The organism is Burkholderia cepacia (assembly GCF_001039005.1).
In the GTDB taxonomy this organism is placed as follows: domain Bacteria; phylum Pseudomonadota; class Gammaproteobacteria; order Burkholderiales; family Burkholderiaceae; genus Burkholderia; species Burkholderia theae.
On sequence record NZ_LDWR01000005.1, the window covers coordinates 37,557 to 64,515 of the forward strand.

General features: G+C 68.5%; 23 protein-coding genes. 11 read left to right on the forward strand and 12 right to left on the reverse strand.

From position 1 onward, the window contains the following. The first annotated feature begins 6 nt into the window (after positions 1-6). On the forward strand, positions 7-954 hold the full coding sequence (locus VL15_RS02035) for a LysR family transcriptional regulator (RefSeq protein ID WP_048242847.1): 948 nt from the start codon (positions 7-9) through the stop codon (positions 952-954). A 16-nt stretch (positions 955-970) separates the two neighbouring features. Here VL15_RS02035 and VL15_RS02040 read toward each other — a convergent pair whose 3' ends face one another. From VL15_RS02040 to xdhA, 4 genes are all read right to left on the reverse strand, one after another. After that, positions 971-1,372 (reverse strand): nuclear transport factor 2 family protein, encoded by a 402-nt coding sequence (locus VL15_RS02040; protein ID WP_048242849.1) that lies wholly within the window; start codon positions 1,370-1,372, stop codon positions 971-973. A gap of 121 nt (positions 1,373-1,493) precedes the next feature. After that, positions 1,494-2,111: a xanthine dehydrogenase accessory protein XdhC gene (gene xdhC / locus VL15_RS02045; RefSeq protein ID WP_048242851.1), complete on the reverse strand. Its 618-nt coding sequence runs from the start codon at positions 2,109-2,111 to the stop codon at positions 1,494-1,496. 84 nt (positions 2,112-2,195) lie between these two features. Continuing rightward, a complete protein-coding gene (gene xdhB / locus VL15_RS02050) occupies positions 2,196-4,559 on the reverse strand; it encodes a xanthine dehydrogenase molybdopterin binding subunit (RefSeq protein ID WP_048242852.1) in 2,364 nt (787 codons plus the stop codon). 18 nt (positions 4,560-4,577) lie between these two features. After that, the gene (gene xdhA / locus VL15_RS02055; protein WP_048242853.1) at positions 4,578-6,128 is read right to left on the reverse strand and encodes a xanthine dehydrogenase small subunit; all 1,551 of its coding nucleotides are present in this window, start codon (positions 6,126-6,128) and stop codon (positions 4,578-4,580) included. Between the two features lie 348 nt (positions 6,129-6,476). Here xdhA and VL15_RS02060 point away from each other — a divergent pair, with 348 nt between their 5' ends. Further along, the gene (locus tag VL15_RS02060; RefSeq protein ID WP_048242854.1) at positions 6,477-7,691 is read left to right on the forward strand and encodes an MFS transporter; all 1,215 of its coding nucleotides are present in this window, start codon (positions 6,477-6,479) and stop codon (positions 7,689-7,691) included. Positions 7,692-7,803: 112 nt separating this feature from the next. Here VL15_RS02060 and VL15_RS02065 read toward each other — a convergent pair whose 3' ends face one another. Continuing rightward, complete coding sequence (locus VL15_RS02065) at positions 7,804-8,694, reverse strand: DMT family transporter (protein ID WP_048242855.1); 891 nt, start codon at positions 8,692-8,694, stop codon at positions 7,804-7,806. 136 nt (positions 8,695-8,830) lie between these two features. On the opposite strand from VL15_RS02065, the gene VL15_RS02070 reads away from it, so the two are divergent. After that, positions 8,831-9,766, forward strand: a complete 936-nt coding sequence (locus VL15_RS02070) for an AraC family transcriptional regulator (RefSeq protein WP_048242857.1) — start codon at positions 8,831-8,833, stop codon at positions 9,764-9,766. Between the two features lie 18 nt (positions 9,767-9,784). Here VL15_RS02070 and VL15_RS02075 read toward each other — a convergent pair whose 3' ends face one another. Next, positions 9,785-10,996, reverse strand: coding sequence for a pyridoxal-phosphate-dependent aminotransferase family protein (locus VL15_RS02075; protein WP_048242859.1), 1,212 nt, complete (start codon positions 10,994-10,996; stop codon positions 9,785-9,787). Between the two features lie 33 nt (positions 10,997-11,029). Between VL15_RS02075 and VL15_RS42580 the strand changes: the two genes are divergently transcribed. The 6 genes from VL15_RS42580 to VL15_RS02100 all read left to right on the forward strand — a co-directional run bounded on the left by VL15_RS42580 (position 11,030) and on the right by VL15_RS02100 (position 17,343). Next, positions 11,030-11,206, forward strand: a complete 177-nt coding sequence (locus VL15_RS42580) for a hypothetical protein (RefSeq protein ID WP_193097724.1) — start codon at positions 11,030-11,032, stop codon at positions 11,204-11,206. Between the two features lie 531 nt (positions 11,207-11,737). After that, positions 11,738-12,721, forward strand: a complete 984-nt coding sequence (locus tag VL15_RS02080) for a LysR family transcriptional regulator (protein WP_048242861.1) — start codon at positions 11,738-11,740, stop codon at positions 12,719-12,721. Between the two features lie 30 nt (positions 12,722-12,751). Further along, positions 12,752-13,750, forward strand: a complete 999-nt coding sequence (locus VL15_RS02085) for a 2-hydroxyacid dehydrogenase (protein WP_048242863.1) — start codon at positions 12,752-12,754, stop codon at positions 13,748-13,750. Positions 13,751-13,929: 179 nt separating this feature from the next. Beyond that, positions 13,930-14,679, forward strand: a complete 750-nt coding sequence (bluB, locus tag VL15_RS02090) for a 5,6-dimethylbenzimidazole synthase (RefSeq protein ID WP_048242865.1) — start codon at positions 13,930-13,932, stop codon at positions 14,677-14,679. Between the two features lie 241 nt (positions 14,680-14,920). After that, positions 14,921-16,090: an MFS transporter gene (locus VL15_RS02095; RefSeq protein ID WP_048242867.1), complete on the forward strand. Its 1,170-nt coding sequence runs from the start codon at positions 14,921-14,923 to the stop codon at positions 16,088-16,090. Between the two features lie 92 nt (positions 16,091-16,182). After that, positions 16,183-17,343, forward strand: coding sequence for an MFS transporter (locus VL15_RS02100; RefSeq protein WP_048242868.1), 1,161 nt, complete (start codon positions 16,183-16,185; stop codon positions 17,341-17,343). Positions 17,344-17,421: 78 nt separating this feature from the next. Here the strand turns inward: VL15_RS02100 and fahA are convergent, their stop codons facing one another. The 5 genes from fahA to VL15_RS02125 are packed head-to-tail and all read right to left on the reverse strand — an operon-like array spanning position 17,422 to position 23,351. After that, positions 17,422-18,726, reverse strand: a complete 1,305-nt coding sequence (gene fahA, locus VL15_RS02105; RefSeq protein ID WP_048242869.1) for a fumarylacetoacetase — start codon at positions 18,724-18,726, stop codon at positions 17,422-17,424. Then, the gene (hmgA, locus tag VL15_RS02110; RefSeq protein WP_048242870.1) at positions 18,723-20,057 is read right to left on the reverse strand and encodes a homogentisate 1,2-dioxygenase; all 1,335 of its coding nucleotides are present in this window, start codon (positions 20,055-20,057) and stop codon (positions 18,723-18,725) included. Before hmgA ends, fahA begins: the two co-directional genes overlap by 4 nt. A gap of 15 nt (positions 20,058-20,072) precedes the next feature. Then, a complete protein-coding gene (locus tag VL15_RS02115) occupies positions 20,073-21,434 on the reverse strand; it encodes an MFS transporter (protein WP_048242871.1) in 1,362 nt (453 codons plus the stop codon). After that, positions 21,431-21,661 (reverse strand): DUF2783 domain-containing protein, encoded by a 231-nt coding sequence (locus VL15_RS02120; protein ID WP_048242872.1) that lies wholly within the window; start codon positions 21,659-21,661, stop codon positions 21,431-21,433. The genes VL15_RS02115 and VL15_RS02120 overlap by 4 nt, the downstream gene beginning before the upstream one ends. 28 nt (positions 21,662-21,689) lie before the next feature. Then, entirely contained in the window at positions 21,690-23,351 is a 1,662-nt protein-coding gene (locus VL15_RS02125; RefSeq protein ID WP_048242873.1) for an FAD-dependent oxidoreductase, read from the reverse strand. Positions 23,352-23,714: 363 nt separating this feature from the next. Here VL15_RS02125 and VL15_RS02130 point away from each other — a divergent pair, with 363 nt between their 5' ends. After that, complete coding sequence (locus VL15_RS02130; protein WP_048242874.1) at positions 23,715-24,518, forward strand: EAL domain-containing protein; 804 nt, start codon at positions 23,715-23,717, stop codon at positions 24,516-24,518. Between the two features lie 217 nt (positions 24,519-24,735). Here VL15_RS02130 and VL15_RS02135 read toward each other — a convergent pair whose 3' ends face one another. Continuing rightward, the gene (locus VL15_RS02135) at positions 24,736-25,527 is read right to left on the reverse strand and encodes an IclR family transcriptional regulator (RefSeq protein WP_048242875.1); all 792 of its coding nucleotides are present in this window, start codon (positions 25,525-25,527) and stop codon (positions 24,736-24,738) included. A gap of 118 nt (positions 25,528-25,645) precedes the next feature. Here VL15_RS02135 and VL15_RS02140 point away from each other — a divergent pair, with 118 nt between their 5' ends. Further along, positions 25,646-26,833, forward strand: coding sequence for an acyl-CoA dehydrogenase (locus VL15_RS02140; RefSeq protein WP_048242876.1), 1,188 nt, complete (start codon positions 25,646-25,648; stop codon positions 26,831-26,833). The last annotated feature ends 126 nt before the right edge of the window (positions 26,834-26,959 follow it).

The window sequence follows — 26,959 nt, forward strand, 5'->3', positions numbered from 1 at the left end:
GCACCGATGGAAGACGACGACCGTACCGCCTCGCTCGACATCTGGCTCGTGCGCGTATTGCGCACGCTGCTGCTCGAGCGCAGCGTCACGCAGGCCGCGCTGCGGCTGAACCAGACCCAGCCCGCGATCAGCACCGCGCTGCGCAAGCTGCGCGAGACGCTGAACGACCCAATCCTCGTGCGCGGCAAATCCGGGATGGTGCCGACCGAATACGGCGCGTCGCTGCTCGAAGCCGCGCAGCGCGCGCTGCGCGAAGTCGACTTCATCGCGACGCCGCACGGCGACTTCGACCCGTCGTCGGCACGGCGCACGTTTCGCGTCGCCGCGCCCGACTACCTGAACGATTTCTTCATGCCGACGCTGATCGAGCGCTTTCGCGACGCGGCGCCGCATGCGCACCTGGAAATCGATTCGCTGAATCCCGCGCTCGACCACGCAGGCGCGCTCGAATCGGGCGCGCTCGATCTCGTGATCGGCAACTGGCCGAAGCCCGACCCGCAGTTCGCGCGCCAGGATTTGTTCTCCGACACGATCGTGTGCCTGATGCGCGAAGCGCACCCGCTCGCACGGGTGCCGCTCACGCGTGAAGCATATGCGTCGGCCGCGCACGTCGCGCCCACGCCGTACACCGGCGACAAGCGCAACGCGATCGAGATCGGCCTGGCACGTGCGCGCCTCACGCGGCGCATCGTGACGACGCTGCCTTACTTCGGGATCGTGCCGCAGGTGCTGCTGCAGTCGGACCTGATCTTCACGACGACGCGCCGCTTCGCGACGCACTATGCGCAGCTGCTGCCGCTTGTCGTCGTCACGCCGCCCGTGCCGTTCCCGCGCATCAAGAGCTATCTGCTCACGCACCCGCAGCCCGACCGCCCGACCGACATCGCGTGGCTGTGCTCGCTGATGCAGAGCGTGTCCGACGAGCTGACGGTCGCCCGCAGCCGCAAGCGCTGACACGCGGCGCGGCCGCTCAGGCCGTGCAGAAGGTTTCCTGCAGATGGGTCCAGCGCACGACGCCCGCCGCGTCGCGTTCAAACACGGCGGTCGCACGACGTGCGGGCAGCTCGCCCGATGCCGCGTGCTGCGCTTCGAGATAGGTGATCACCGCATGCAATGCGTCGGCCGCGAGCACGCGGGTTTCCGACAGCGTGATGCGCAGCCCCGGCTTCGCGCCGGCAAGCTTCGCGAACAGCGCGCGCGTGCCGTCGCGGTCGACTACGCGGCCGTCGGTCAGGATCATCGTGAAATCGGCAGAGAATGGCGCGAGCAGCGCGTCGAGCGCCGCCGGCGCGGTATCGACGCCGGACAGCCAGCGCTCGATGGCGACGAGGCTCGTTTCGAGCGCGTCGAGATAGATCGGGTAATCGGACATGGCACCTGCACGGAAAAGCGCGGCCCGGTGCCGCGCGTTGCCGTGCAGTGTATGCAAAAACGCGCGGCCGTGTGCTGGGGCCGGCTCCCGCTGGTAACGGCCTTGCGCTGGCCGCGCGGCGTTACCGCGCGCAGGACACGTCGTCGCGCGCGCGCCCCGACGCGGCCGCCTTCGCGTCGGCCACCGGCATGCCAGAGCGTGCCTGCAGCAGCTCCGCGCACACGGCCACCGCGATCGCGCCCGGCGCCTTGTCGACGATGCCCGCAACGCCGATCGGGCACACCATCTCCACGAGCCGCGCCGGATCGACACCGCGCGCGGCAAGCCGGCGCTCGAACTTCACGCGCTTGGTGCGCGAGCCGATCATCCCGAAGTACGCGTAGTCGCGCCGCCGCATGATCTGCGCGGCGAGCGAGAAATCGAGCGCGTGGTTGTGCGTCATCACGAGGAAGTACGCGCCGGCCGGCGCCGCGTCGACGACGGCCTCCGGCGTGTCGGTCGGCTCCGGCTGCACGTTCGGCGGACATTCGTCCGGGAACAGCTCGTCGCGCGTGTCGACCCACTGCACGACGCACGGCAGCGCGCCGAGCAGCGTGACGAGCGCGTGACCGACGTGCCCGGCGCCGAACAACACGATGTGCATCGGTGCCGGCGCGCCGGTCGCGCGGTTGCGCTGGCCGGTGCCCTGCGCGAACGTCGGGTTCGGCGCGGCGCGAAGCGAGCGTGCGGGCCCGTTCATGTCAGCCTCCGCCGGGCCGCCCCAAGGAGGCTGACCGCCCCCGCGGGGGGCAGCGAGCGAAGCGAGCGTGGGGGTCGTTTCATCTCAGCCTGCCTGAACCGAACGGGACGCGCGCACCGCACTCACCGCGCGCAGGATCGACTCGCCGGTGGCCGGCGCGTCGAGCGGCGGGTTCACCTGGTAATCGCCGACCGCCGCGACCGCGTCGCGCACCGCGAAGAACACCGAGAACGGCAGCAGCAGCGGCGGTTCGCCGACGGCCTTCGAACGGTGGATGCTGTCCTCGACGTTGCGGTTCTGGAACAGCTTCACGTTGAATTCGGGCGGCGTGTCGTTCACGGTCGGGATCTTGTACGTGGACGGCGCATGCGTCATCAGCTTGCCGCCCTTGTTCCACCAGAGTTCCTCGGTCGTGAGCCAGCCCATCCCCTGGATGAACGCGCCTTCGACCTGGCCAACGTCGAGCGCCGGGTTCAGCGACGCGCCCACGTCGTGCAGCGCATCGACGCGCAGCGTGCGCATCTCGCCCGTCAGCGTGTCGATCACGACTTCCGACACGGCCGCGCCGTACGAGTAGTAGTAGAACGGCCGGCCCTGCAGCTTCGACTGATCCCAGTACAGCTTCGGTGTCGCGTAGAAACCGTCGGACCACAACTGCACGCGCGCGAGGTACGCCTTCGCGATCACTTCGCCGAACGGCACGCCGTTGCCGCCGACCCACACGAAGTCGTTGCCGAACTTCACGTCGGCCGCATCGACCTTGCCGTCGCCGAACTGCTTCGCCGCGAACACCGCGAGCCGCTCGCGCAACTGGCGCGCCGCATCCTGCGCGGCCTTGCCGTTCAGGTCCGAGCCCGTCGACGCGGCCGTCGCGGACGTGTTGGCGACCTTGCTCGTGTCGGTCGCCGTCACGCGGATCCGGCCGAAGCGGATGCCGAGCTCGTGCGCGACGACCTGCGCGACCTTGGTGTTGAGCCCCTGCCCCATCTCCGTGCCGCCGTGGTTCACGAGCACCGAGCCGTCGGTGTAGATGTGCACCAGCGCGCCGGCCTGGTTGAAGTGCGTGACGTTGAACGCGATCCCGAACTTCACCGGCGTGATCGCGATGCCCTTCTTCAGCACCGTGTTGCGCGCGTTGAATTCGCGCACGCCCGCGCGCCGTGCGCGGTAATCGCTCGTCGTCTCGAGTTCGCCGAGCAGCTCCTGCAGCACGTTGTCCTCGACCGTTTGCCCGTACGGCGTCACGTTGCGTTCGGTCTTGCCGTACAGGTTCGCATAGCGGACGTCGAGCGGATCGAGGTCGAGCGAGCGCGCGACGTCGTCGAGGATGTACTCGATCGCGAACGCGCCCTGCGGGCCGCCGAAGCCGCGGAACGCGGTATTCGACTGCGTGTTGGTCTTGCCGCAGTAGCCGGCGATATCGACATCGCCCAGCCAGTACGCGTTGTCGAAGTGGCACACCGCGCGCGTCATCACCGGGCCCGACAGGTCGGCCGAAAAGCCGCAGCGCGACGTCATGTCGAGCGCCACGCCGTCGAGGCGGCCGTCGTCGTCGTAACCGACGTCGAAGCGGTAATGGAAGTCGTGCCGCTTGCCGGTGATCATCATGTCGTCGTCGCGGTCCGGGCGCAGCTTCACCGGGCACAGCAGCTTCCACGCGGCGAGCGCCGCGCAGCACGCGAACAGGCCCGACTGCGATTCCTTGCCGCCGAACCCGCCGCCCATCCGGCGGCATTCGACCAGCACGTTGTGCGACGCGACACCGAGCACGTGCGCGACGAGGTGCTGCATTTCGCTCGGGTGCTGCGTCGAGCAATACACGTGCATCCCGTCGTCGTCCTTCGGCACCGCGTAGGCGATCTGCCCTTCCAGGTAGAACTGCTCCTGGCCGCCGAGCAGCATCTCGCCCGACTCGCGGTGCGGCGCGTCGGCGAGCCGCGCGGCCGCGTCGCCGCGCGCGAGCTTCAGCGGCGGAATCACGTAGGTCTCGGCCTTGCGCGCCTCCTGCGCGGTCAGGATCGCGGGCAACTCCTCGTAGTCGACCTGCGCGCGGCGCGCGGCGAGCCGCGCGGTTTCATGCGACGTCGCGACCACGATGAACATCGGCTGGCCGACGAACTGCACGATGCCCTTCGCGAGCACCGGGTCGTCGTGGATGATCGGGCCGCAATCGTTGACACCCGGGATGTCGTCGGCCGTGAACACGGCGACCACGCCCGGCGTCGCGCGCACCGCGTCGAAGTTCATCGACACGATCCTCGCGTGCGGCTTCGCCGACAATCCGAGCGCCGCGTGCAGCGTGCCCGCAACGACCGGAATGTCGTCGGTATAGGTGGCGCGCCCGCTCACGTGCAGGTGCGCGGATTCGTGAGCGCGCGATACATGCACCTGCGCGGCGTCGGCTTGCGGGTCGAGGGTACTCAGGAACGGTTCTGCTTGCTGGTTCATTTTCGGTGTTCTCCGTCTTCAGACGCGCGCCGCGTCGGCGCCGGCTTCGGCGGCCACTTCACGCACATTCAGGGCTTGCGGCGGCAGCGGGTCGTGCGGGCGCGTCTCCAGCCAGAATCGGTACATCAGGTTCTTCGCGGTATCGAGGCGGTACGTGCTCGTCGCGCGCATGTCGGACAGCGGCTGGTAATCGCGCTCGAGCGCCTGCATCGCGGCCTGCGCGGTGGCTTCGTGCCACACCGCGCCGTCGAGCACGGCTTCGGTATGCGTCGCGCGCTTCGGCGTCGCGGCCATCCCGCCGAACGCGATGCGCGGCTCGCGCACCGTATCGCCGTCCGCGATGAACGCGAACGCCGCGCACACGGCCGAGATGTCGGAGTCGAAGCGCTTCGACAGCTTGTACGTGCGGAACTGCAGCTTCTCGCGCGCGCCGGTGCGGGTCGGCACCTTCACGCCGACGACGAATTCGTGCGGCGCCATGTCCTTCTGCTGGTAGCCCGTGTAGAGCGCCTCGAGCGGCAGCTCGCGCACCGTATCGCCGCCGCGCAGCACGACCCGCGCGCCGAGCGCGATCAGGCCGGGCATCGAATCGCCGATCGGCGAGCCGTTCGCAACGTTGCCGCCGATCGTGCCCGCGTTGCGGATCGGCAGCGACGCGAAGCGCTTCCACATCTCGGTCAGTTCCGGGTACGTGCCGGCCAGCGCCGCATACGCCTTCTCGACCGTCACGCCCGCGCCGATCTCGATCCAGTCGCCGCGCTCCACGAGGCGCTGCAGTTCGGCGATCTGGCCGACGTAGATCAGGTCGTCGAGCCGGCGCATCTGCTTCGTGACCCACAGGCCGATGTCGGTGCTGCCCGCGAGGATCCGCGCGTCGGGCCGCTCGGCCTTCAGTGCGGCCAGCGCGTCGAGCGTGCGCGGCGCCGCGAAGCGAGCGCCGTTGATCGTCGTGTAGTCGAAGGTGTCGTCGCGCTTGAGCGATGCGAGCGTGCGAGCGAGCGCGGCCGTGTCGACCGGTGCCGACGGTGCCGGCGCGTCGAACATCTGCACCGCCGCGTCGACGATCGGGCGATAGCCGGTGCAGCGGCACAGGTTGCCCGTCAGCGCATCGGCGATCTCGGTGCGCGTCGGCACGTCCTTCGCCTTCGCGCACGTGCTGGCGCTCGCGCAGCCTTCGTGGCCGTGCTTCTCGTACAGCGCCCACATCGACATCACGAAGCCGGGCGTGCAGAACCCGCATTGCGAACCGTGGCAGTCGACCATCGCCTGCTGTACCGGATGCAGCGCGCCGTCCGGCTGGCGCAGGTCCTCGACCGTCAGCAGCGCCTTGCCGTCGAGCGTCGGCAGGAACTGGATGCACGCGTTGACGGCCTTGAACTCGACCGCGCCGGCGTCGGTCAGCTCGCCGACGACGACCGTGCACGCGCCGCAGTCGCCTTCCGCGCAGCCTTCCTTGGTGCCGGTGCAATGCGCGTCCTCGCGCAGGTATTGCAGCACGGTGCGGGTGACGTCCGCGCCGCTGACTTCGCGGATCGCGTGACGATGGTAGAAGCGAATCGGCTCACTCATGTCTCTATGATTCTTCAAATGGGGGGCAAAGCGGCCTGCGCGGGGCGCTCGACCGACGTTTTTCTGACAGTTTGAACGCTATCACCATCAAATTCCGCAACCCATAGCCCATCACGCATGGGGCCCATATAACTGCCGCGATATGAGCGCCGGGGCCGCCCGGCGCCCCTTCGCACGGGGCTCTGCGCGCCGTCCCGACATGCTCTCGCCGGTCCGTGAGCGATGAAATCGGGTCGTGATTAACTAAATGGTACCTGCGTGAAAACCGGTTCCATGGGAAAATCCCGATTCCGCTTTTCGCCGTCTTCCGTTCCGTCACGCTCCGTTTCGCTCAATCGTTCCGACCCCATGTCAACCGACTCCGCCACACCACCGCGCAGCGGGTTCGCGGTCACGCTGCAAATCGTGTCCGTCGTCTGCTTCACGTTCATCTGCTACCTGACCATCGGCCTGCCGCTCGCGGTGCTGCCGGGTTTCGTCCATGACGACCTCGGTTTTTCCGCGATCGTCGCGGGCGGCGCGATCAGCGTCCAGTATTTCGCGACGCTCGCATCGCGGCCGCTCGCCGGGCGTTTCGCCGATACGCTCGGCCCGAAGCAGACGGTGTTGCGCGGGCTGATCGGCTGCGGCGTGTCGGGTGTGCTGCTGCTCATCGCGCTGCTGCTCGCGCACTGGCCGGTCGCGAGCCTCGTGCTGCTGGTCGCGAGCCGGCTCGTGCTCGGCGTCGGCGAGAGCCTGTGCGGCACCGGCGCGATCCTGTGGGGCATCGGCCGGGTCGGCGTCACGCACAACGCGAAGGTGATCTCGTGGAACGGCATCGCGACCTACGGCGCGCTCGCGCTCGGCGCGCCGGTCGGCGTCGCGATCGCGCATACGCTGAATCCGGCGCTGATCGGCGTGATCGTGATCGCGCTGGCCGCGACCGGCTTCTACCTTGCGCGCCTGATCGCCGCCGTGCCGCTCGTGCATGGCGAACGGATGTCGTATGCAAGCGTGTTCACGCGCGTGCTGCCGCACGGCCTCGGCCTCGCGCTCGGCTCGGCCGGCTTCGGCTCGATCGCAACCTTCGTCACGCTGTACTACGCGGCACGCCACTGGCCGAATGCCGCGCTGTCGCTGACCGTGTTCGGCACGCTGTTCATCGGCGCGCGCCTGCTGTTCGCGAACACGATCAAAACTTACGGCGGCTTCCGCGTCGCGATCGTGTCGTTCGCGTTCGAATGCGCGGGCCTCGTGCTGCTGTGGCTCGCGCCCGTGCCGCACGTCGCGCTGGTCGGCGCCGCGCTGACGGGTTTCGGTTTCGCGCTGATCTTCCCCGCGCTCGGCGTCGAGGCCGTCGCGCTCGTGCCGCCCGCGAGCCGCGGCGCGGCGCTGTCCGCGTACTCGGTGTTCCTCGACCTGTCGCTCGGCATCACGGGCCCGCTCGCCGGCTATATCGCGGGCGCGTTCGGTTATCCGCAGGTGTTCCTGTTCGCGGCGGCGGCCGCCGCGGCGGGCGTCGCGCTGTCGATGGTCCTGTACCAGCGGCAGGCGCGCGTTGAGGGGAGCGGCGCTGCGGCGTGACCACGCGGCTCGCCGCACGGCGGCCGATTGAGGCGGTCGCGGCATCGGCGCTAGCGCCCCAAAAGAAAACGCCCGCATCGCGCGGGCGTTTTTTCATTCAGGGGCCGAGCGGTCAGGCCGTCCGGAGAAACAACCGGCGCGTCAGGTCGAACGCGACGAGATTGCCGGCCACGACGAGCAGCAGCCCGATCACCGCGAGCGGCGACCACTGGTAGCCCTCGAACACCGTCGACACGGCCAGCGCGACGATCGGGAACAGTACCGTGCAATACGCGGCGCGCTCCGGCCCGATTCGGCCGACGAGCGTCAGGTACGCGGTAAAGCCGATCACCGAGCCCGGCACGGCCAGGTAGACGAGCGCGCCGAGATAACGCGGGCTCAGGTCGAGCGTAAACGGCATTCCGGCCACCGCGCTGCCGACGGTCAGGATCGCCGCGCCGATCAGCATCGCCCAGCCGTTGGTCGCAAGCGGATGCAGCCCCATCGACTGCATCCGGCTCGACAGCAGGTTGCCGGCCGAGAAGCACATCGTGCCGGCGAACGCGATCGCGAGCCCCATCCAGGTCGCGTGATCGTCGAGATGGCCGGCCATCTGCTGCCAGAACAGGCACGCGATGCCAACCAGGCCGAGCAACGCGCCGGCGATCGCCGACGGCCGCAGCGGCCGGCCCATGAACAGCCGGCCGTTGATCGAATTCAACAGCGGCGCGGTCGAGAAAATCACCGCGACGAGGCCGCTCGGCACGACCTGCTCCGCGTAGTAGAAGCACAGGAAGTTCAGGCAGAACAGCGCGAAGCCCTGCGCGACGAGGAAGCGCCACGCCTCGCGCGGCGGCCGGACCGGCCGGCGCATCACGCGCAGCAGCGCGAACAGCACGGCGGCCGCGAGCCAGAAGCGCCACGCGATCGACACGGGCGGCGGCACGGCGCCGAGCTGCCACTTGATCGCGATCCAGGTGGTGCCCCAGATCAGCACGGTGACGAAATAAAGCGACAGGTTCATGGCGGTGGCGGTCCGAAAAGCGGGTGAAACGGGATCCCGACTATGCCGCCGCAGGGCGCGCGCCGATTGTCCGGAATTGCGGTCTTTTGCGGGCCGCCGCACCCGCTGCCGCGCGCCCGCTTATACTCGTCGCATCATGAGCGTCTCCCTCTCCGCCCCGCCCGTCGACCGCGCCGCCGCCCTGGCTGGCGGCGATCTGCCGTTCGGCCTGCAGTCGGTCTGCCGCACGCTCGCCGACGCGAACGCGACGCTCGAGCGCTTCGCGTGGCTCGGCGACCATCTCGCGATCGCCGAATGGACGCGCGTCACCGACGAAAGCGAGACGGTCTACGAGCAGCCCGGCCACCACACGCTGTCGTGCTACCTCGACGGCGGCTACCGGACCGAGCGCCAGCGCGTGCCGCGCTACGGCGCGCCGAGCCTGCTGTGCGCGCTGCCAGGCGACCATGAATCGCGCTGGTGGGTGCGCGGCGAGATGCACTTCATCCACCTGTATTTCCTGCCCGAGCACTTCACGCAGCGCGCGATCCGCGAACTCGACCGCGAGCCGCGCGAGCTGAAGCTCGCCGACCGCACCTATTTCGAGGATGCGCGCGTCGCCGCGCTGCTGCGCTCGCTCGCGCTGGACGGCTGGGACGATGCCGACGAGCGGCTGCGCGTGAACGAAACCGCGCACGAGGTGCTGAGCCTGCTGCTGCGCGGGCAGAGCACGACGCGCACCGACGGATCGTTTCGCGGCGGGCTCGCGCCGGCCGTGCGCCGCCGCGTGCGCGACTACATCGACACGTATCTGACGCAACCACTGACGCTCGGCGAGCTCGCCGACGTCGCCGCGCTGTCCGAATACCACTTCTCGCGGATGTTCCGGCTGTCGTTCGGCCGCGCGCCGCATGCGTGGGTTGCCGAGCAGCGGCTCGCGCGGGCGCGCGAGCTGCTGCGCACGACGGCGCTGCCGCTCGCGCAGATCGCGGCCGACTGCGGCTACGCAAACGCCGGCCACTTCAGCCATCGCTTTCGCGACGCGCACGGCACGACGCCGAATACGTACCGGCGCGCGATGCAGGGCCGCTGAACGCGGCCCGCCGCGGCGTTACGCGCCGCGTTGCGACAGTTCCTGTTCGAGCGCCGCGACACCGGCCGGCAGATCAACCGGCACCTTCAGGTCGACCATCGTGCGGCCGAACGCATGCAGCGTGCGGAACAGGTTGTGTTCGCGGCACTGCTCGCCCATCTGCCCGATCCGCACGATCGGCAACCCGAACGAGCCCGAGATCTCGACCTGGTACTGCTTCGAGATATGGCCGCACACCATGCCGGGCGTCAGCCCTTCCGGCGTCTCGATCCCGACCACCGAATTGAGCCGGCAGTCTTTCGGCGCATAGAGCTTGAGCCCCATCGACTCGACGCCCGCCTGCAGCGCGAGCGAGCAGCGCAGATGGCGCGCGAAGCGGCTTTCGAGCGTCTCCGCGCAGACGAGCCGCAGCGCCTCGTGCAGCGCGAGCACGCCCGACACGGGCGCCGTGTAGTGATAACCCGCGTTGTGCCAGAAGTTCTCCGCGAGCGCCATGTCGAGGCACCAGTGCGTGTTCGGTTCGGCGCGATGCTTCATCCGCTCCCACGCGGCGTCGGAGAACGCGATCAGCGACACGCCCGGGATCGACGACAAGCCCTTCTGACCGCCGGTGATCACCGCGTCGATGCCCCACGCGTCCATCTCGAGCGGCATCGTCGACAGCGTGCACACCGCGTCGACGACGACCAGCGCGCCGGCCGCCTTCGCGAGCGCCGCGATGTCGCGCAGGTCGCGGTTCCACACCGTGTTCGACGTCTCGCCCTGCACGATCGTGACGATCTCGGGCCGCTCGCGCGCGATCGCGTCCGCGATCTCGTCGAGGCTCGCGACCGCGCGGTCGGCCACTTCGAGCGTCACGACGTCGGCACCGACGCGCGTGGCCATCTCGGCCATCCGCGCGCTGAAGAAGCCGTTGCGGATCGACAGCACGCGCGTGCCGCGCCATGCGAGGTTCGAGATTGCCATTTCCATCGCGGCCGAGCCGGGGCCCGCGACGCCGAGCACCCACTTCGTGCGGGTCTGGAACACGTAACGCGCCATCTCCTTCACCTGCTCGATGATCTTCGCCATCGTCGCGCCGAGGTGGTTGATCACGATCGTATTCGCCTTCGCGACGGCGGCCGGGATCGGAACCGGACCGGCCCCCATCATCAGCAGCGGTTCTTCGGGCAGGATCGCGTCGAGCGGCACGACGACGGGACAGGGAATCGGCGAGTAATCGATGGACATGGCTGGTAAAGGATGAGGAAAGGAAATGCACGGATGCTCGCCGCGCTGCATGGCGAACTGATCGATCATTCCGCGTTCCGCGGCCTCGCGCAAGAGGCACGCGCCGCCGGACAGCGCGCCGGTGGCCCGGTCGCCGGACCGGGCCAGCCGGCAGGACACTTATCTCGCGACGAGATTCCGGATTGGAAAAGGATTGCCGGCCGGTTGTGAAACGGTTCCATGCACGCGATTTTCTCGGGCAGTATCGCTGCGATTGGCCGAGGCCGACGGTTCAGCACGACTTGTGCATCGAACAAAATAGACCGGATGCCGGATAAAAATCCGCCGCGCGGAATACGATACGCAAAATTCGCGTGTGGAAAAAACATCTATTACGGTTGCATGTATTGGGGAACGATTCCCCTATTTATCCGATCCCGGCTGTCCGAATCACACACAACCGATTGATTAACATAAGAAATATTCGCACCTTCGGCACATACTCAAATACCGATCCGGTTTTCCAGGCAGGCGCTTGCGCGCTCTACCACGTTTAACCGGTACTCGCGATTTAGATTTTCCGCAACCCGCCCATTTTCTCAGGTTGACGGATATCGCTTCTGTATTTAACAATCGTCTACAGAATCGAAAAACGATTTTTTCGATGCGATGGAGAACTGGGGGCCGCGCGATGCGCTTTCGAGGTTGCGCGGCGAAAATCCACAACCATAATCAATCAACCGGGCCAGAAATACGCCAGCCATGAACCAGATTCAGACCATGCGTGTCTTCGTCTGCGTCGCCGAGCAGCAAAGCTTCCGGCGCGCGGCGCACCATCTCGGCGTGTCCAATGCGCTCGTCACGCGTTCGATCGCGATGCTCGAGGGCCACCTGAACACACGGCTGATCCACCGCACCACGCGCAACCTGTCGCTCACCGAGGCCGGCGTACGCTACCTCGACGGTTGCCGTGCGCTGCTCGAGGAGTTCGATCACCTCGAATCGTCCGTCGCGCATGCCGTGCGCGAACCGGCCGGCACGCTGCGCGTCGTCGCGTCGGGCCTGCTGTCGCCGCTTGCGCTGACGCCGCTCGTCAGCAGCTTCCGGCACCGCTACCCCGAGCTGCGCGTGCAGCTGACCGTCTCCGAGGGGCCGCTCGACGTGCTCGATTCGGGCTACGACGTCGGCATCATCACGGGCAACCGGCTCGACGGCAATCCGACGCTGATCGGCCATGCGCTCGCGCCGAACCCGTTCGTCGCGTGCGCGGCGCCGGCCTATCTCGAGCGACGCGGCGAGCCGCGCGTGCCCGACGACCTGCCGGGCCACGACTGGGTCACGCTCGCGCCGCACCAGCACGCGCCCGCGTGGCAACTGATCGGTCACGACGGCGTCGCGCATTCCGTCACGGTGCGCCCGGCCTGCACGGTCAACCAGCTCGCGCTCGTCCAGGCGGCCGCCGTTGCCGGGGCCGGCATCGCGGTGCTGCCCGAGCCGTGCGTCGCCGACGCGCTCGCCACCGGCACGCTCGTGCGGCTGCTGGCCGGCTACCGGATCGACGATCCCGACACGCAGTTGTCGCTCGTCTATCCGAACCGCCAGTACGTGCCGGCCCGCACGCGCAGCTTCGTCGAGCACGCGCTCGATCATTTCAGCGCGCAGACGGCCCGCGAGCGGGTGGACTACAGCTTCCTGCGTCCGCCGCGCGGGCCCGAACGCTCCGACATCGTCACGGGCCTGCAGTAAACTGCGCGCGATAGCCATCGGAGGTGCAGCGTGCGCGTGATCCTGTTCAGCAGCCGGCAGTACGACAACGATTCGTTTACTGCCGTCAACCGGCAGTTCGGCTATCGGCTGCACTTCCAGCCGTCGCACCTCGACGCGGAAACCGCGATCCTCGCGCATGGTTATGAAGTCGTCTGCCCGTTCGTCAACGACACCGTCGACGCGGCCGTGCTCGCACGGCTCGCCGACGGCGGCACGCGCCTGATCGCGCTGCGCTCGGCGGGCTTCAACCACGTCGACCTCGCGGCGGCCGAGCGGCTCGGCATCACGGTCGTGCGCGTGCCCGCCTATTCGCCGCATGCGGTCGCCGAGCACGCGGTCGCGCTGATCCTCGCGCTCAACCGCCGCCTGCCGCGCGCCGTCGCGCGCACCCGCGAAGGCGACTTCTCGCTGAACGGGCTGCTCGGCTTCGACCTGCACGGCAAGACCGTCGGCGTGATCGGCACCGGCATCATCGGCAGCGTGTTCGCGAAGATCATGATGGGCTTCGGGATGCATGTGCTCGCGCATTCGGTGCCGCCGTACAACGACGAGCTGATCGCGTTCGGCGCGCGCTATGTCGAGCTCGACGAGCTGCTGCACCACGCCGACGTCGTCAGCCTGCACTGCCCGCTGCTGCCGTCGACACACCATCTGATCAACGAACGCACGCTCACGCGGATGAAGCACGGCGCGATGCTGATCAACACCGGCCGCGGCGGCCTCGTGGACGCGCAGGCGCTGATCGACGCGCTCAAGAGCGGCCAGCTCGGCCATCTCGGGCTCGACGTGTACGAGGAGGAAAGCGGGCTCTTCTTCGAGGATCACTCTGACCAGCCGCTGCAGGACGACGTGCTCGCGCGCCTGCTGACGTTCCCGAACGTGATCGTCACGTCGCACCAGGCGTTCTTCACGCGCGAGGCGCTGGCGGAGATCGCGCAGACGACGCTGCGCAACATCGAGGCCTGGCATGCGGGCACGCCGCAGAACGTCGTGACGGCGATTCGCTGACAAATCGACGAATTGGCTCATTTGATGGTTGCCGGCGCCACCGCAATCGTTTGCTTGTGCCCGCTGCTGCGCAACCGGCCTTTTTCATGAACAATTTCGCGCTTTGTTTCGACTGATGTAACGATTCCCGTGCGCCGTCTGCTATCGTTGCGCCGACGTTACCCCGCCTCCTCCCGCTCATGCGTTTCGACGACTCCGCCATTGCCGCGGTCTACCGCGCCATCTTCGAACGGCGCGACATGCGCCATTTCACGCCGGCGCCCGTCGATCCGGCCGTACTCGCGCGGCTGCTGCGCGCGGCGCACCATGCGCCGAGCGTCGGTTTCATGCAGCCGTGGCGCTTCATCCGCATCACCGATCCCGCGCTGCGCACCGCGATCCACGCGCTGGTCGACGCCGAGCGCCGCGCGACCGCCGATGCGCTCGGCGAGCGCCAGGACGAATTCATGCGGCTGAAGGTCGAAGGCGTGCGCGAATGCGGCGAGCTGCTGGTCGTCGCGCTCGCCGACGGCCGCGAGCGCCATGTGTTCGGCCGCCGCACGCTGCCGGAGATGGATCTCGCGTCCGCCGCGTGCGCGATCCAGAACATGTGGCTCGCGGCCCGCGCGGAAGGGCTCGGGATGGGCTGGGTGTCGCTGTTCGACGTCGATGCGCTGCGCACGCTGCTCCGGATGCCCGACGGCGCGAAGCCGATTGCCGTGCTGTGTGTCGGGCATGTCGACGCGTTTTATGCGAAGCCGATGCTCGAAGAGGAACGCTGGGCCGCGCGGATGCCGATCGAAGCGTGCCTGTTCGAGAACGGCTGGGACGATCCGGCCACGCTCGACGCGGCCGGCTCGCCTGCGTCGCCCGCGAACCCGGCGCCGGATGCCGACGCGGCCGACGCATCGAACCCCAGCACCGATGGATCACCCGAACGAATCGCCTGAAACGCGGCCCAGCCGCCACCCTCGTTCCGACCCCGACGCCTTCACCCGCCGCAAACCGTTGCCGAATCCCACACTGTGAGCGTCGCGCGCGCTGCCCCGTCGCACGCCGGCAACATCCGTTTTGGCCCCGAGCATAGGGGTTTTCACTGAAGTAGAATCGCGCTGTCGTTCGCCTTACCGTCCGCCCGTCCCGCGCATCCTGCGCCTGGCTCGAGCGGCGGCTTTTCCCGAGCCTACCGCGATGCCCTTACCTCTTTTCGCCCTTGCCGTCGCCGCTTTTGGAATCGGTACCACTGAATTCGTGATCATGGGGCTGCTGCCCAATGTCGCACGCGATCTCGGCGTGTCGATTCCGGCCGCCGGGATGCTCGTGTCGGGTTACGCGCTCGGCGTGACGATCGGCGCGCCGATCCTCGCGATCGTCACCGCGAAGATGCCGCGCAAGCGCGCGCTGATGGGGCTGATCGGGCTGTTCATCGCGGGCAACCTGTTCTGCGCGATCGCCCCCGGCTATGCGGTGCTGATGGCCGCGCGCGTCGTCACCGCGTTCTGCCACGGCGCGTTCTTCGGGATCGGCTCGGTGGTCGCGAGCAACCTCGTCGCGCCGAACCGCCGCGCGCAGGCCATCGCGCTGATGTTCACCGGCCTCACGCTCGCGAACGTGCTCGGCGTGCCGCTCGGCACCGCGCTCGGCCAGGCGTTCGGCTGGCGCGCGACGTTCTGGGCCGTCACCGGCATCGGCATCGTCGCGGCCGCCGCGCTCGCGGTCTGCCTGCCGAAAAATCTCGCGATGCCCGACACCAGCATCACGCGCGAATTCAGCGTGCTGAAGCACCCGCAGGTGCTGATGGTGCTTGGCATCAGCGTGCTCGCATCCGCGAGCCTGTTCAGCGTGTTCACGTACATCACGCCGATCCTCGAGGATGTGACCGGCTTCTCGCCGCGCCAGGTCACCTACGTGCTGCTGCTGTTCGGCCTCGGCCTGACGGTCGGCGGCACGCTCGGCGGCAAACTCGCCGACTGGCGCCGGATGCCGTCGCTGATCGCGACGCTCGCGCTGATCGGCATCGTCCTCGCGCTGTTCGCGGGCACGATGCACCTGCCGTTCGCCGCGCTCGCGACGATCTTCGTGTGGGGCATCCTCGCGTTCGCGATCGTGCCGCCGCTGCAGATCATGATCGTCGATCGCGCGAGCGACGCGCCGAACCTCGCGTCGACGCTGAACCAGGGCGCGTTCAACCTCGGCAATGCGACCGGCGCGTGGCTCGGCGGGATGGCGATCGGTTCCGGCGTGTCGCTCGTGAACCTGCCGTGGGTCGGGGTCGCAATGGCCGTCGCGGCGCTCGCGCTCACGCTGTGGTCGGCGTCGCTCGAACGCCGTCCGGTGGCCGTACCGACCGAATACGTGTAACGCAACGGCGCGCATTCGTTGCGCGCGCAACCCCATTCGATGCTGACGGCCTTCATGGACCTTTCAAGGTCCGCGGTGTAGCATCCCCGCCGATGAAAGCCATTCTCAATCGTGATTTCCTCGCGTTGATCCTGAGCGTCGCGGTCGTCGGCCTCGGAACCGGCGCCACGCTGCCGCTCACCGCGCTCGCGCTGACCGAAGCCGGACACGGCACCAACGTCGTCGGCATGCTGACGGCCGCGCAGGCGCTCGGCGGCCTCGCGATCGTCCCGTTCGTCACCGCGCTCGCACGGCGCATCGGCTCGCGCCGCGCGATCGTCGTGTCGGTCGTGCTGCTCGCCGCGGCCACCGCGCTGATGCAGTTCACGTCGAACCTGATCCTGTGGGGCGTGCTGCGCGTGCTGTGCGGCGCCGCGCTGATGCTGCTGTTCACGATCGGCGAGGCGTGGGTCAACCAGCTTGCCGACGATTCGACGCGCGGCCGCGTCGTCGCGATCTACGCAACCAATTTCACGCTGTTCCAGATGGCGGGCCCGGTGCTCGTGAGCCAGATCGCGGGCGCGACAAGCATCCGCTTCGCGCTGTGCGGCGCGCTGTTCCTGCTCGCGCTGCCGACGCTCGCGACGATCCGGCGCGCGCCGCTCGCCGGCGACGATGCGCGTCACGCGGAACACGACCACTGGCTCGCGGTGCTGCCGCGCATGCCCGCGCTGATCATCGGCACCGGGTTCTTCGCGCTGTTCGATACGCTCGCGCTGTCGCTGCTGCCGCTCTACGCGATGGATCACGGCGTCGCGAGCGCCACCGCCGTGCTGCTCGCGTCGATCATGCTGTTCGGCGATACCGCGATGCAGTTCCCGATCGGCTGGCTCGCGGACAAGCTCGGCCGCGAACGCGTGCACCTCGGCGCGGGCTGGATCGTGCTGGCCGGCCTGCCGCTGCTGCCGTTCGTCATCGCGAATCCGTGGCTGTGCTGGCCACTGCTGTTCGTGCTCGGCGCGGCGGCCGGCAGCATCTACACGCTGTCGCTCGTCGCGTGCGGCGAACGCTTCCGCGGCGCGGCGCTCGTCACCGCGAGCTCGCTCGTGTCGGCATCGTGGAGCGCCGCGAGCTTCGGCGGCCCGCTGGTCGCGGGCGCGTTGATGGAGCAAGTAGGCAGCAACGCGCTGGTCGGCGTGCTGGTCGTCTGCGTCGCGGCGTTCGTCGCGGCCGCGCTGTGGGAGCGCCGCGTCGCGTTGCAACGCGCGGTCTGACACCGGCCCGCAAAATAGCGACGGCCCGCGCAACGCGAGCCGTCCGGACCTTCCGTATCGCGCGCGACGTCTGCCGCGTTATGCGCTCCGCGCCGGCAGGATCTTGCCGGCGCACGTGCCGAAGCCGACGCGATAACCGTCGCCCTGGCACCATCCGGCGAGCGTCAGCTCATCGCCATCCTCGATGAACGCGCGGCTGCCGCCGCCGTTCAGCCCGATCGGTTCCTTGCCGTTCCACGTCAGTTCGAGCAGGCTGCCGAACGAATCCTTCGTCGGCCCGCTGATCGTGCCCGAACCCATCAGGTCGCCGACCCGCGTGTTGCAGCCCGCGACCGTGTGATGCGCAAGCTGCTGCGCCATCGTCCAGTACATGTGCTTGAAGTTGGTGCGGCAGATCGACGTGGCTTCGGCGTCGCCTTCGGCGCGCAGCGTCACTTCGAGCGCGATGTCGAACGCATGCTTGCCCGCGTGCTGCAGATACGCAAGCGGCTGCGGCGCCTGCTCGGGCTGCGCGGTGCGGAACGGTTCGAGCGCGTCGAGCGTGACGATCCACGGCGAGATCGTCGTCGCGAAGGTCTTCGCGTTGAACGGGCCGAGCGGCACGTATTCCCACTGCTGAATGTCGCGCGCGCTCCAGTCGTTCAGCAGCACCATCCCGAAGATATGCGCTTCCGCGTCCTCACATGCGATCGGCTCGCCGAGCGCGTTACCCCGGCCGACGATGAAGCCCGTCTCCAGTTCGATGTCGAGCTTGCGGCACGCGCCGAACACCGGGCGCTCCTGGTCGGGCAGCTTCAGTTGCCCGTTCGGGCGCCGCACCGGCGTGCCGCTCACGACCACCGACGACGCGCGGCCGTTGTAGCCGATCGGCATCTCCGACCAGTTCGGCAGCAGCGCATTCTTCGGATCGCGGAACATCGAGCCGACGTTGGTCGCGTGCTCCTTCGACGAATAGAAATCGGTGTAGCCGGGAATCTCGACCGGCAGATGCAGCGTCGCGTCGCGCTGTGCGACCAGCACTTGCGCGCGCAGCGCCGCGACATCGCGCAGCCGTGAGTTATCGCGCGAGAACAGGTCTGACAGTTGCACGCGCACGCTGCGCCATGCATCGCGGCCGAGCGCGATGAACGCGTTGAGCGTCGGCGCGGCGAACGCATCGGTGCCGGCCGGCAACGTCACGAGGCCCGCGCGCGCGAGCGCCGCGAGATCGACGATCTGGTCGCCGAGCGCGACGCCCGCACGGCGCGCCGCCTGCTTCGTATCGCTGAAGATCCCGAACGGCAGGTTCTGGATCGGGAAATCGCAGGCGGGATCGTTCGCCGTGTCGACCCAGCTCTTGCGGGCCGGGTCGAGCGTCGCGCGCCAGTCTTGGGTATCGCTCATCGTTGCTCCGGGTTGAAGTGTTTCTTGATGCCTTGCCAGCATTCGAAGTAATCCGCCTGCAGCTGCGCGGTGTCGAGCGCGTAACGCGTCGGCCGGATCAGCGTGCGGGTCTCGAACATGAACGCCATCGTCGCGTCGACCTTGTGCGGCTTCGTCGTGTCACTCGCGGACGCCTTCTCGAACGTGTCCGCGTCGGGCCCGTGGCCCGACATGCAGTTGTGCAGGCTCGCGCCGCCCGGCACGAAGCCTTCGGCCTTCGCGTCGTATGCGCCGTGCACGAGCCCCATGAACTCGCTCGCGACGTTGCGGTGGAACCAGGGCGGGCGGAACGTATCCTCGGCCGCGAGCCAGCGCGGCGGGAAGATCACGAAGTCGATCGTGTCGACGCCCGGCGTGTCGCTCTGCGACTGCAGCACCAGGAAGATCGACGGATCGGGATGGTCGAAGCTGATCGAGCCGATCGTGTTGAACAGGCGCAGGTCGTATTTGTACGGCGCGTAGTTGCCGTGCCACGCGACGACGTCGAGCGGCGAATGGCCGATGTCCGCGCGCCACAGGCGCCCGTTCAGCTTCGCGATCAGCTCGAACGCGCCTTCGCGGTCCTCGTATGCGGCCTGCGGCGTCAGGAAGTCGCGCGGGTTCGCGAGACCGTTCGAGCCGATCGGGCCGAGATCCGGCAGGCGCAGCTGCGCGCCGAAGTTTTCGCAGATGTAGCCGCGCGCGTCGCCGTCCGGCAGCGCGACGGAAAAGCGCACGCCGCGCGGGATCACCGCGATCTCGAACGGCTCGACGTCGAGCCGGCCGAATTCGGTCGCGATGAACAGGCGCCCTTGCTGCGGAACGATCAGCAGTTCGCCGTCCGCGCTGTAGAAGAAGCGGTCCTGCATCGAGCGGTTCGCCGCGTACAGGTGAATCGCGCAGCCGTTCATCGCGGCCGCCGAGCCGTTGCCGGCCATCGTCACCAGCCCCTCGACGAAATCGGTCGGCTCGACCGGCATCGGCAGCGGATCCCAGCGCAACTGGTTCGGCGGCGTCGGCGGCACGTCGGCCGAGTCGCCGAATTCCGACACGAGCCGCTGCGGGCCCGCGAACGGTTCGAACGGCCGGTGCACCGCCGCCGGGCGGATGCGGTACAGCCACGAGCGGCGGTTGTGGCCGCGCGGCGCGGTAAACGCAGAGCCCGACAGCTGCTCCGCATACAGCCCGTACGGCGCGCGCTGCGGCGAGTTGCGGCCGTGCGGCAGCGCGCCGGGCAGTGCCTCGGTCGCGAATTCGTTCGCGAAACCGCTCAGGTAGCCGGCGGTTGCCGGTTTCGACAGGTCAAGCGTCATCGTTTCCTTTCTCCATCAATTCATGGCGGCGTTCGGCGCCTGCACGCCGTTGCGCCGCGTTACGCCCGCCAGGCCCAGGACGAACAGCGCCGAGCACAGCACGGGCACCGCGGCCGCATGGAACAGCGCGCCGTTGGTCCAGTTGAGCGCAATCAGTTGCCCGCCGACGAGCGGCCCGAGCACCGAGCCGATCCGCCCGATGCCGAGGCTCCAGCCGATGCCCGTCGAGCGCAGCGACGTCGGGTAATACTGGCCCGCGAGCGCGTTCACGGCCGGCTGCCCGCCGACCACGCAGAACCCGCCCGCGAACACGACGACCAGCAGCCACGGCAGCGCATGCGCGACCGAGCCGATCAGCCCCACCGACACGGCCGCGCACGCGAAGCACGCGAACAGCACGCGCACGAAGCCGTAGCGTTCGATGAACCAGCCGAGCGACAGCGTGCCGATCACGCCGCCCGTCTGCAGCACCGTGCCGACGATCACCGCGGTGCCCTGCGAATAGCCTGCGTCGCGCATCACGGTCGGCAGCCAGTTCGACAGGAAGTACAGATCGATCAGGTTCATGAAGCTGATCGCCCACAGCAGCAGCGTGACCGGCAGGCGGCCGTGGCGGAACAGCTCGGCGACCGGTGCGCCGGTCACGGCGCGCTCGCGCACGACGAGCCGCGTGTTCGCATCGATGCCGACCTGCGGCGCGAAGCGCGCGAGCCAGTCGCGCGCCTGCGCGTCGCGCCCTTTCAGCACCAGGAACTGCAGCGACTCGGGCAGCCGCGTGACCATCGCGATCGTGAGCACGAGCGGCACCGCACCGCCGACGAAGAACACCGCACGCCAGCCGAGCGCCGGGATCAGCGCCGCGCTGATGAAACCGCCGATCGCAGCGCCGAGCGTAAAGCCGCACGACACGATCATCATCCGCTTCACGCGATGCGCGGCCGGGCTGAACTCGCCGACCAGCGCCATCGCGTTCGGCATGATGCAGCCGAGGCCGAGGCCCGTGACGAAGCGCAGCGCCATCAGCACCGGGATCGAGCCCGCGAACGGCGTCGCGAGCATCGTCACCGCGAAGAACAGCGTCGAGCCGATCAGCACCGGGCGCCGCCCGATCCGGTCGGCCAGCACGGACAGCCCGAGCGCGCCGAGCAGCATCCCGAACAGGCTCGCGCTGAACACCGGGCCGAGCGCCTGCTTCGGCACGCCCCATTCGGCGATCACGCTCGGCGCGACATAGCCCATCGCCTGCGCATCGAAACCGTCGATCACGAGGCACAGCCCGCACAGCACCAGCAGCATCCAGTGAAAACCCGGGCGATGGGTCTCGTCGATCACGCGCTCGACTTCGAGCACGCGCGCGTCGGCCGGCGCCGCGCTCATTGCGCCACCTCGGCGGCCGGATGCGCGGGCGGCGTCACGCCCTGCCGCGCGAGCGCCATCGCTTCGCGCAGCACGTCGGCGTCGCCGATCTGGTTCGCAAGCAGCAGGATCAGCTTCGCGTTGACGAGCTGGCTGTCGCTGTCGGACAGGTCGCGATGCATGTCGATCAGCGCTTCGTAGAACGCGTCCGGATCGGCCAGGCGCGGACGGGTATCGAGTGGGGGCATGACGGGGTCTCCGGTGTCGTTATCGTATTCAGCGTGCGCAGGTCGCGCGCGCCAGTGCGTCGGCGATCGCCTGACGGTCGAGCGTGCGCGTCCGCGCGCAGACATGCTGGTCGGGACGCAGCAGGTAGAACGTGCCGGGCTTCGCGTCATAGCGTTGCGCGGCGAAACCGTCGACGTCCTCCACGACGTCGACGCCGGCCACCGGCTGCGCGTGCCCGGCCGGCACGACGAGCACGGGCCGTACCGGCAGCGCGAGGCCGTCGACGGCCTGCGCGAACGCGGCCGCATCGCCCGGCAACCCGAACAGCACGCCCGTGAAACCGCCGCCCAAGTGTTGCAGCAACCAGCCCGACGCCCCCTGCGCGCGCACCGGCGCATCGGCCGCCGCCGCGCCCGGCCGCATCGTGCCCGCGAACGCGTCGCCGTCACGGTCCGGCGTGTTCAGCGGCGAATCCGCGAGCACCGCCGGCACCGACAGGCGGCCGCTGTTCACGAGCTTGCGCGCGAACTCGCAGTCGCGCGCGAGCTTCAGCGTCGCGTCGCGGAACACGCGCGACACCGAGCTCTTCGGCGTGATGAAGTCGGTCGAGCGCGTCGAGTTGCGGATGTTCTCGTCGGCCGCGAACTCGCGCTCGCTGGCGTACGTATCGAGCAGGCGGTCGGCCGAACGGCCGTCGAGCACGAGCTTCAGCTTCCATCCGAGGTTGTCCGCGTCCTGCACGCCGCTGTTCGCGCCGCGCGCGCCGAACGGCGACACGCCATGCGCGGAATCGCCCGCGAACAGCACGCGGCCGTGACGGAACGTGTCCATCCGCTGGCAGCGGAACGTATAGACGCTCACCCATTCGAGCTCGAACTCGACGTCCGGCCCGAGCAGCGCGCGCACGCGCGGGATCACGCGCTCCGGCTGCTTCTCCGCGACCGGATCCGCGTCCCAGCCGAGCTGGAAGTCGATGCGCCACACGTTGTCGGGCTGGCGGTGCAGCAGCACCGACTGGTTGCGGTGGAACGGCGGATCGAACCAGAACCAGCGTTCGGTCGGAAACTCCGCCTTCATCTTCACGTCGGCGATCAGGAAGCGGTCCTTGAACGTGCGGCCGTGGCTTTCGAGGCCCATCATCGCGCGCATCGGGCTGCGCGAGCCGTCGGCCGCGATCACGTACTGCGCGCGCAGCGTCGCGACGCCTTCCGGCGTCTCGATCGTCAGCACCGCGTGCTCGGCCGCTTGCTCGACGCCCGTCACCTTGTGCTTCCAGCGGATGTCGATGTTCGGCAGCTCGAACGCGCGATCGGCCAGATAGCCTTCGACGTAGTACTGCTGCAGGTTGATGAACGCGGGACGCGCGTGCCCTTCCTCGGGCAGCAGGTCGAATGCGTACAACTGCTCGTCCTGCAGGAACACCTTGCCGACGTGCCAGCTCACGCCCTTGTCGACGAAGCGCTCGCCGCAGCCGAGCCGGTCGAAGATCTCGAGCGTGCGCTTCGCGAAGCAGATCGCGCGCGAGCCGGTCGACAACGTGTCGTCGTCGTCGAGCAGCACAACGGGCACGCCCTGCTGCGCGAGGTCGATCGCGGCCGACAGGCCCACCGGGCCCGCGCCGACGACGATCACCGGGTGCACGGCCGCGTCATGCCCGCGCGCGCGGTACTCGAACTTCAGCGTCTGGTAATCGATGCTCATGGTCGCCATTCGCTCCTCAACACTGCCGCGCGCACACCGGCGCACCCGTCGTCCCGCCCATCATCTGCCGGTGCGCCGGCCCGCCGTCCGGTGCGCATTTCCTGTCAACCGCCACGTCTCGCTCCTTGCTTCCTGTTGATTCGCGAACGGCGCCGTTCCGCAGCGCCCGAATGCCGCATTTCTTGATCGGCGACAAATCCTGGATTTACGAATAGTAAAACCAATTACGAATAGTGAAATCAACGTAAACCCGAGGTCTCGGCCCCAAAACGGGATAACCTTATGAGCGAAACGCCAAGCCGAGCGTGGCGCGCGCTGCTAATATCGAGATACGAGGCGGCCCGTTCGGCCGCCGTTTTCCTTCTTACGCCGATGATTCCGCCCACCATTCCCGAGCTGGTCGCCCGTGCCGGGCAACTGCCGTATCTGCGGGATCACCTCACGCTCGCCGAAGGCGGCACCGCGGGCGCGAATCTGCCCGAGCGCACGCTCGGCAGCGCCTACGAACCGATCTACGACGTGACGATGCCCGGCGCGCCGCAATCGACGTCGTTCGCCGATACGATCGAGCGCTACGGCGACGAACTCGGCTTCCAGGCCGTCACGCTCGTCACGGGTGCGCCGCACGATCCGGTGGACTCGGCCGTCGACGACCAGACGCTCGTCGCGATCGACCGCCTGTCGCGCACACTGCACGCGATCAACTTCTTCGGCGCGCAGCGCCACGGGCTGCTGTTCCTGCGCGTGCACGAGCGGCTGCTCAAGAGCGTGAAATACGACCACGGCAAGCATTTCTCGTCGGTGCTGCAGCGCTTCGGGCTGCCGACCGAGCGGGTCGTGATCGAGCTGCCGGCGGTCGCGGTCGCGCACAAGACCTTCCTCGGCTACCTGACGCGCAGCTACCAGCATCACGGCTTCAAGGTCGCGGACAAGCTGCCCGATCCGGGCCGCATCCTCGCGGTCGAATCGGACATGGCACGGCCCGACTACATCAAGATGGATGCGGGCATCGCGTTACGCGACGGGATGGTCAAGGCGCTGGTCGCGTATGCGCAGCGCGTGCGGATTCCGCTGATCTTCGACGGCGTCGTCGACGAGATGCAGTGCGAGCTGCTGCGCCAGCACGACGTGCGGTTCATGCAGGGGCCCGTGTTCGCGAAGGTCGTGACGGCCTGAACGGAGGGAAGTGGCCGGCGCGCGCGGGAAGCGGTGCGCCGGATGCCTGAATCGGCGAATACTGCTTGTGGAATCCGGCCGGCGCGACGAGATAGTCGACGCCGGCCGGTTCGTTATTGGAGGCGGGGAACAGCCGGTCCGGCCTGAATGCGGCGCTGCCGCCCTCGCTCGTTCCCGCCGACACCGGCGACCGACCGGTTGCCGTGCCCCGCCGGGCTCAGGCCGTCTGCCCGAGCCGCTGCGCGAGCGCCTTCAGCTTCGGCCCGACCTGCGAGCGGAACGCGACTTCGTCCATCGACGACGCGGGGCCGCTGCAGCTCAGGATCAGCCAGCGCCCCTCGCGCGGCTCGCGAAACGGCACGGCCGCCGCGTTCACGTCCATGTGCCACGCGCGGAACGAATAGCAGCAACCACCCGCCGAGAACTCGGCCACCGCCTGCTGCGCGGCGGCGACGAGCGCATCGGCATCGGCCGCGCCGCCCGCCGCGCGGTGCAGTTCCGCATAGAGCGCGCGGCGCACGTCCTCCGGCTGCACGGCCAGGTACGCGCGCCCCATCGAGCTCGTCAGCATCGACAGCCGCGAGCCGGGCGCGAGCCCGAGCGTCAGCGCGGTCTCGCTGCGGATCGTCTCCAGATAGATCATGTCGAGCCCGTCGCGGCAGCCGAGCGACACCGCCGCACCGATCTCGCGCGCGAGCGCCTGCATGTGCGGCCGCGCGAGGTCGATCGTCCCCGAGCCCGACAGCAGCGCGTAGCCGAGCGACAGCACGCCGGCGTCGAGCGCATACTTTCCGAGCGTCTCGTCGTAGCGCAGGTAGCCGAGCACGGTCAGCGTATAGGCGAGCCGGTTCACCGTCGCTTTCGGCAGCCCCGTGCGCTCCGCGAAATCGCGATTGCCGAGCATCGCCTCGCCGGGCCGGAATGCGCGCAGCAGGTCGAGCCCGCGCGCGAGCGCGACGACGAACTTGCGTTCGTCGATCATGGTTTCGTCGATGGTTGAAAGTGTCATCTGATGCTACACTGGGTTCGATTTGCAAAACATTGTTCCGCACAGCGGAACTTCAGTCAAGCGAACTTTAGGTACGAGGCCCGCCCCCAAACCCGCAGGGCCCACAGGAGATGACACGATGAGCGCTGCAACTTTTCATTGGGACGATCCGCTGCTGCTCGACCAGCAGCTGACCGAGGAAGAGCGGATGGTGCGCGATGCCGCGCAGGCCTACGCGCAGGACAAGCTCGCGCCGCGCGTCACCGAAGCGTTCCGCCACGAACGCACCGACGCAGCGATCTTCCGCGAGATGGGCGAAATCGGCCTGCTCGGCCCGACGATTCCGGAGCAATACGGCGGCCCCGGCCTCAATTACGTGAGCTACGGGCTGATCGCCCGCGAAGTCGAGCGCGTCGATTCGGGCTATCGGTCGATGATGTCCGTGCAGTCGTCGCTCGTGATGGTGCCGATCTACGAATTCGGCTCGGACGCGCAGAAGCAGAAATACCTGCCGAAGCTCGCGACCGGCGAATGGATCGGCTGCTTCGGGCTGACCGAGCCGAACCACGGCTCCGATCCGGGCAGCATGGTCACGCGCGCGAAGAAGGTGCCCGGCGGCTACGCGTTGTCCGGCACGAAGATGTGGATCACGAACTCGCCGATCGCCGACGTGTTCGTCGTGTGGGCGAAGCTGGGAGAGAACGGCAAGGACGCGATTCGCGGCTTCATCCTCGAGAAGGGCTGGAAGGGCCTGTCGGCGCCCGCGATCCACGGCAAGGTCGGGCTGCGCGCGTCGATCACCGGCGAGATCGTCCTCGACGAGGTGTTCGTACCCGAAGAGAACCTGATGCCGAACGTGAGCGGCCTGCGCGGCCCGTTCACGTGCCTGAACTCGGCCCGCTACGGGATCGCGTGGGGCGCGCTCGGCGCCGCCGAGTCCTGCTGGCACACCGCGCGCCAGTACGTGCTCGACCGCCAGCAGTTCGGCCGGCCGCTCGCCGCGAACCAGCTGATCCAGAAGAAGCTCGCCGACATGCAGACCGAAATCACGCTCGGCCTGCAAGGCGTGCTGCGTCTCGGCCGGATGAAGGATGAAGGCACCGCGGCGGTCGAGATCACGTCGATCATGAAGCGCAATTCGTGCGGCAAGTCGCTCGACATCGCGCGGCTCGCACGTGACATGCTCGGCGGCAACGGCATCTCGGACGAATTCGGCGTCGCGCGCCACCTCGTGAACCTCGAAGTGGTCAACACGTACGAAGGCACGCACGACATCCACGCGCTGATCCTCGGCCGCGCGCAGACCGGCATCCAGGCATTCTTCTGATCGTCCGGATGCGGCGTGCCCGGCAGCGCTGCCGCGTACGCGCAAAAAGATACGGCCCGCCCGGCATGACTGCCGGGCGGGCCGTTTTTCATCGGATTCGCAGGTCCGGGCCGCCGGCCCGGACCC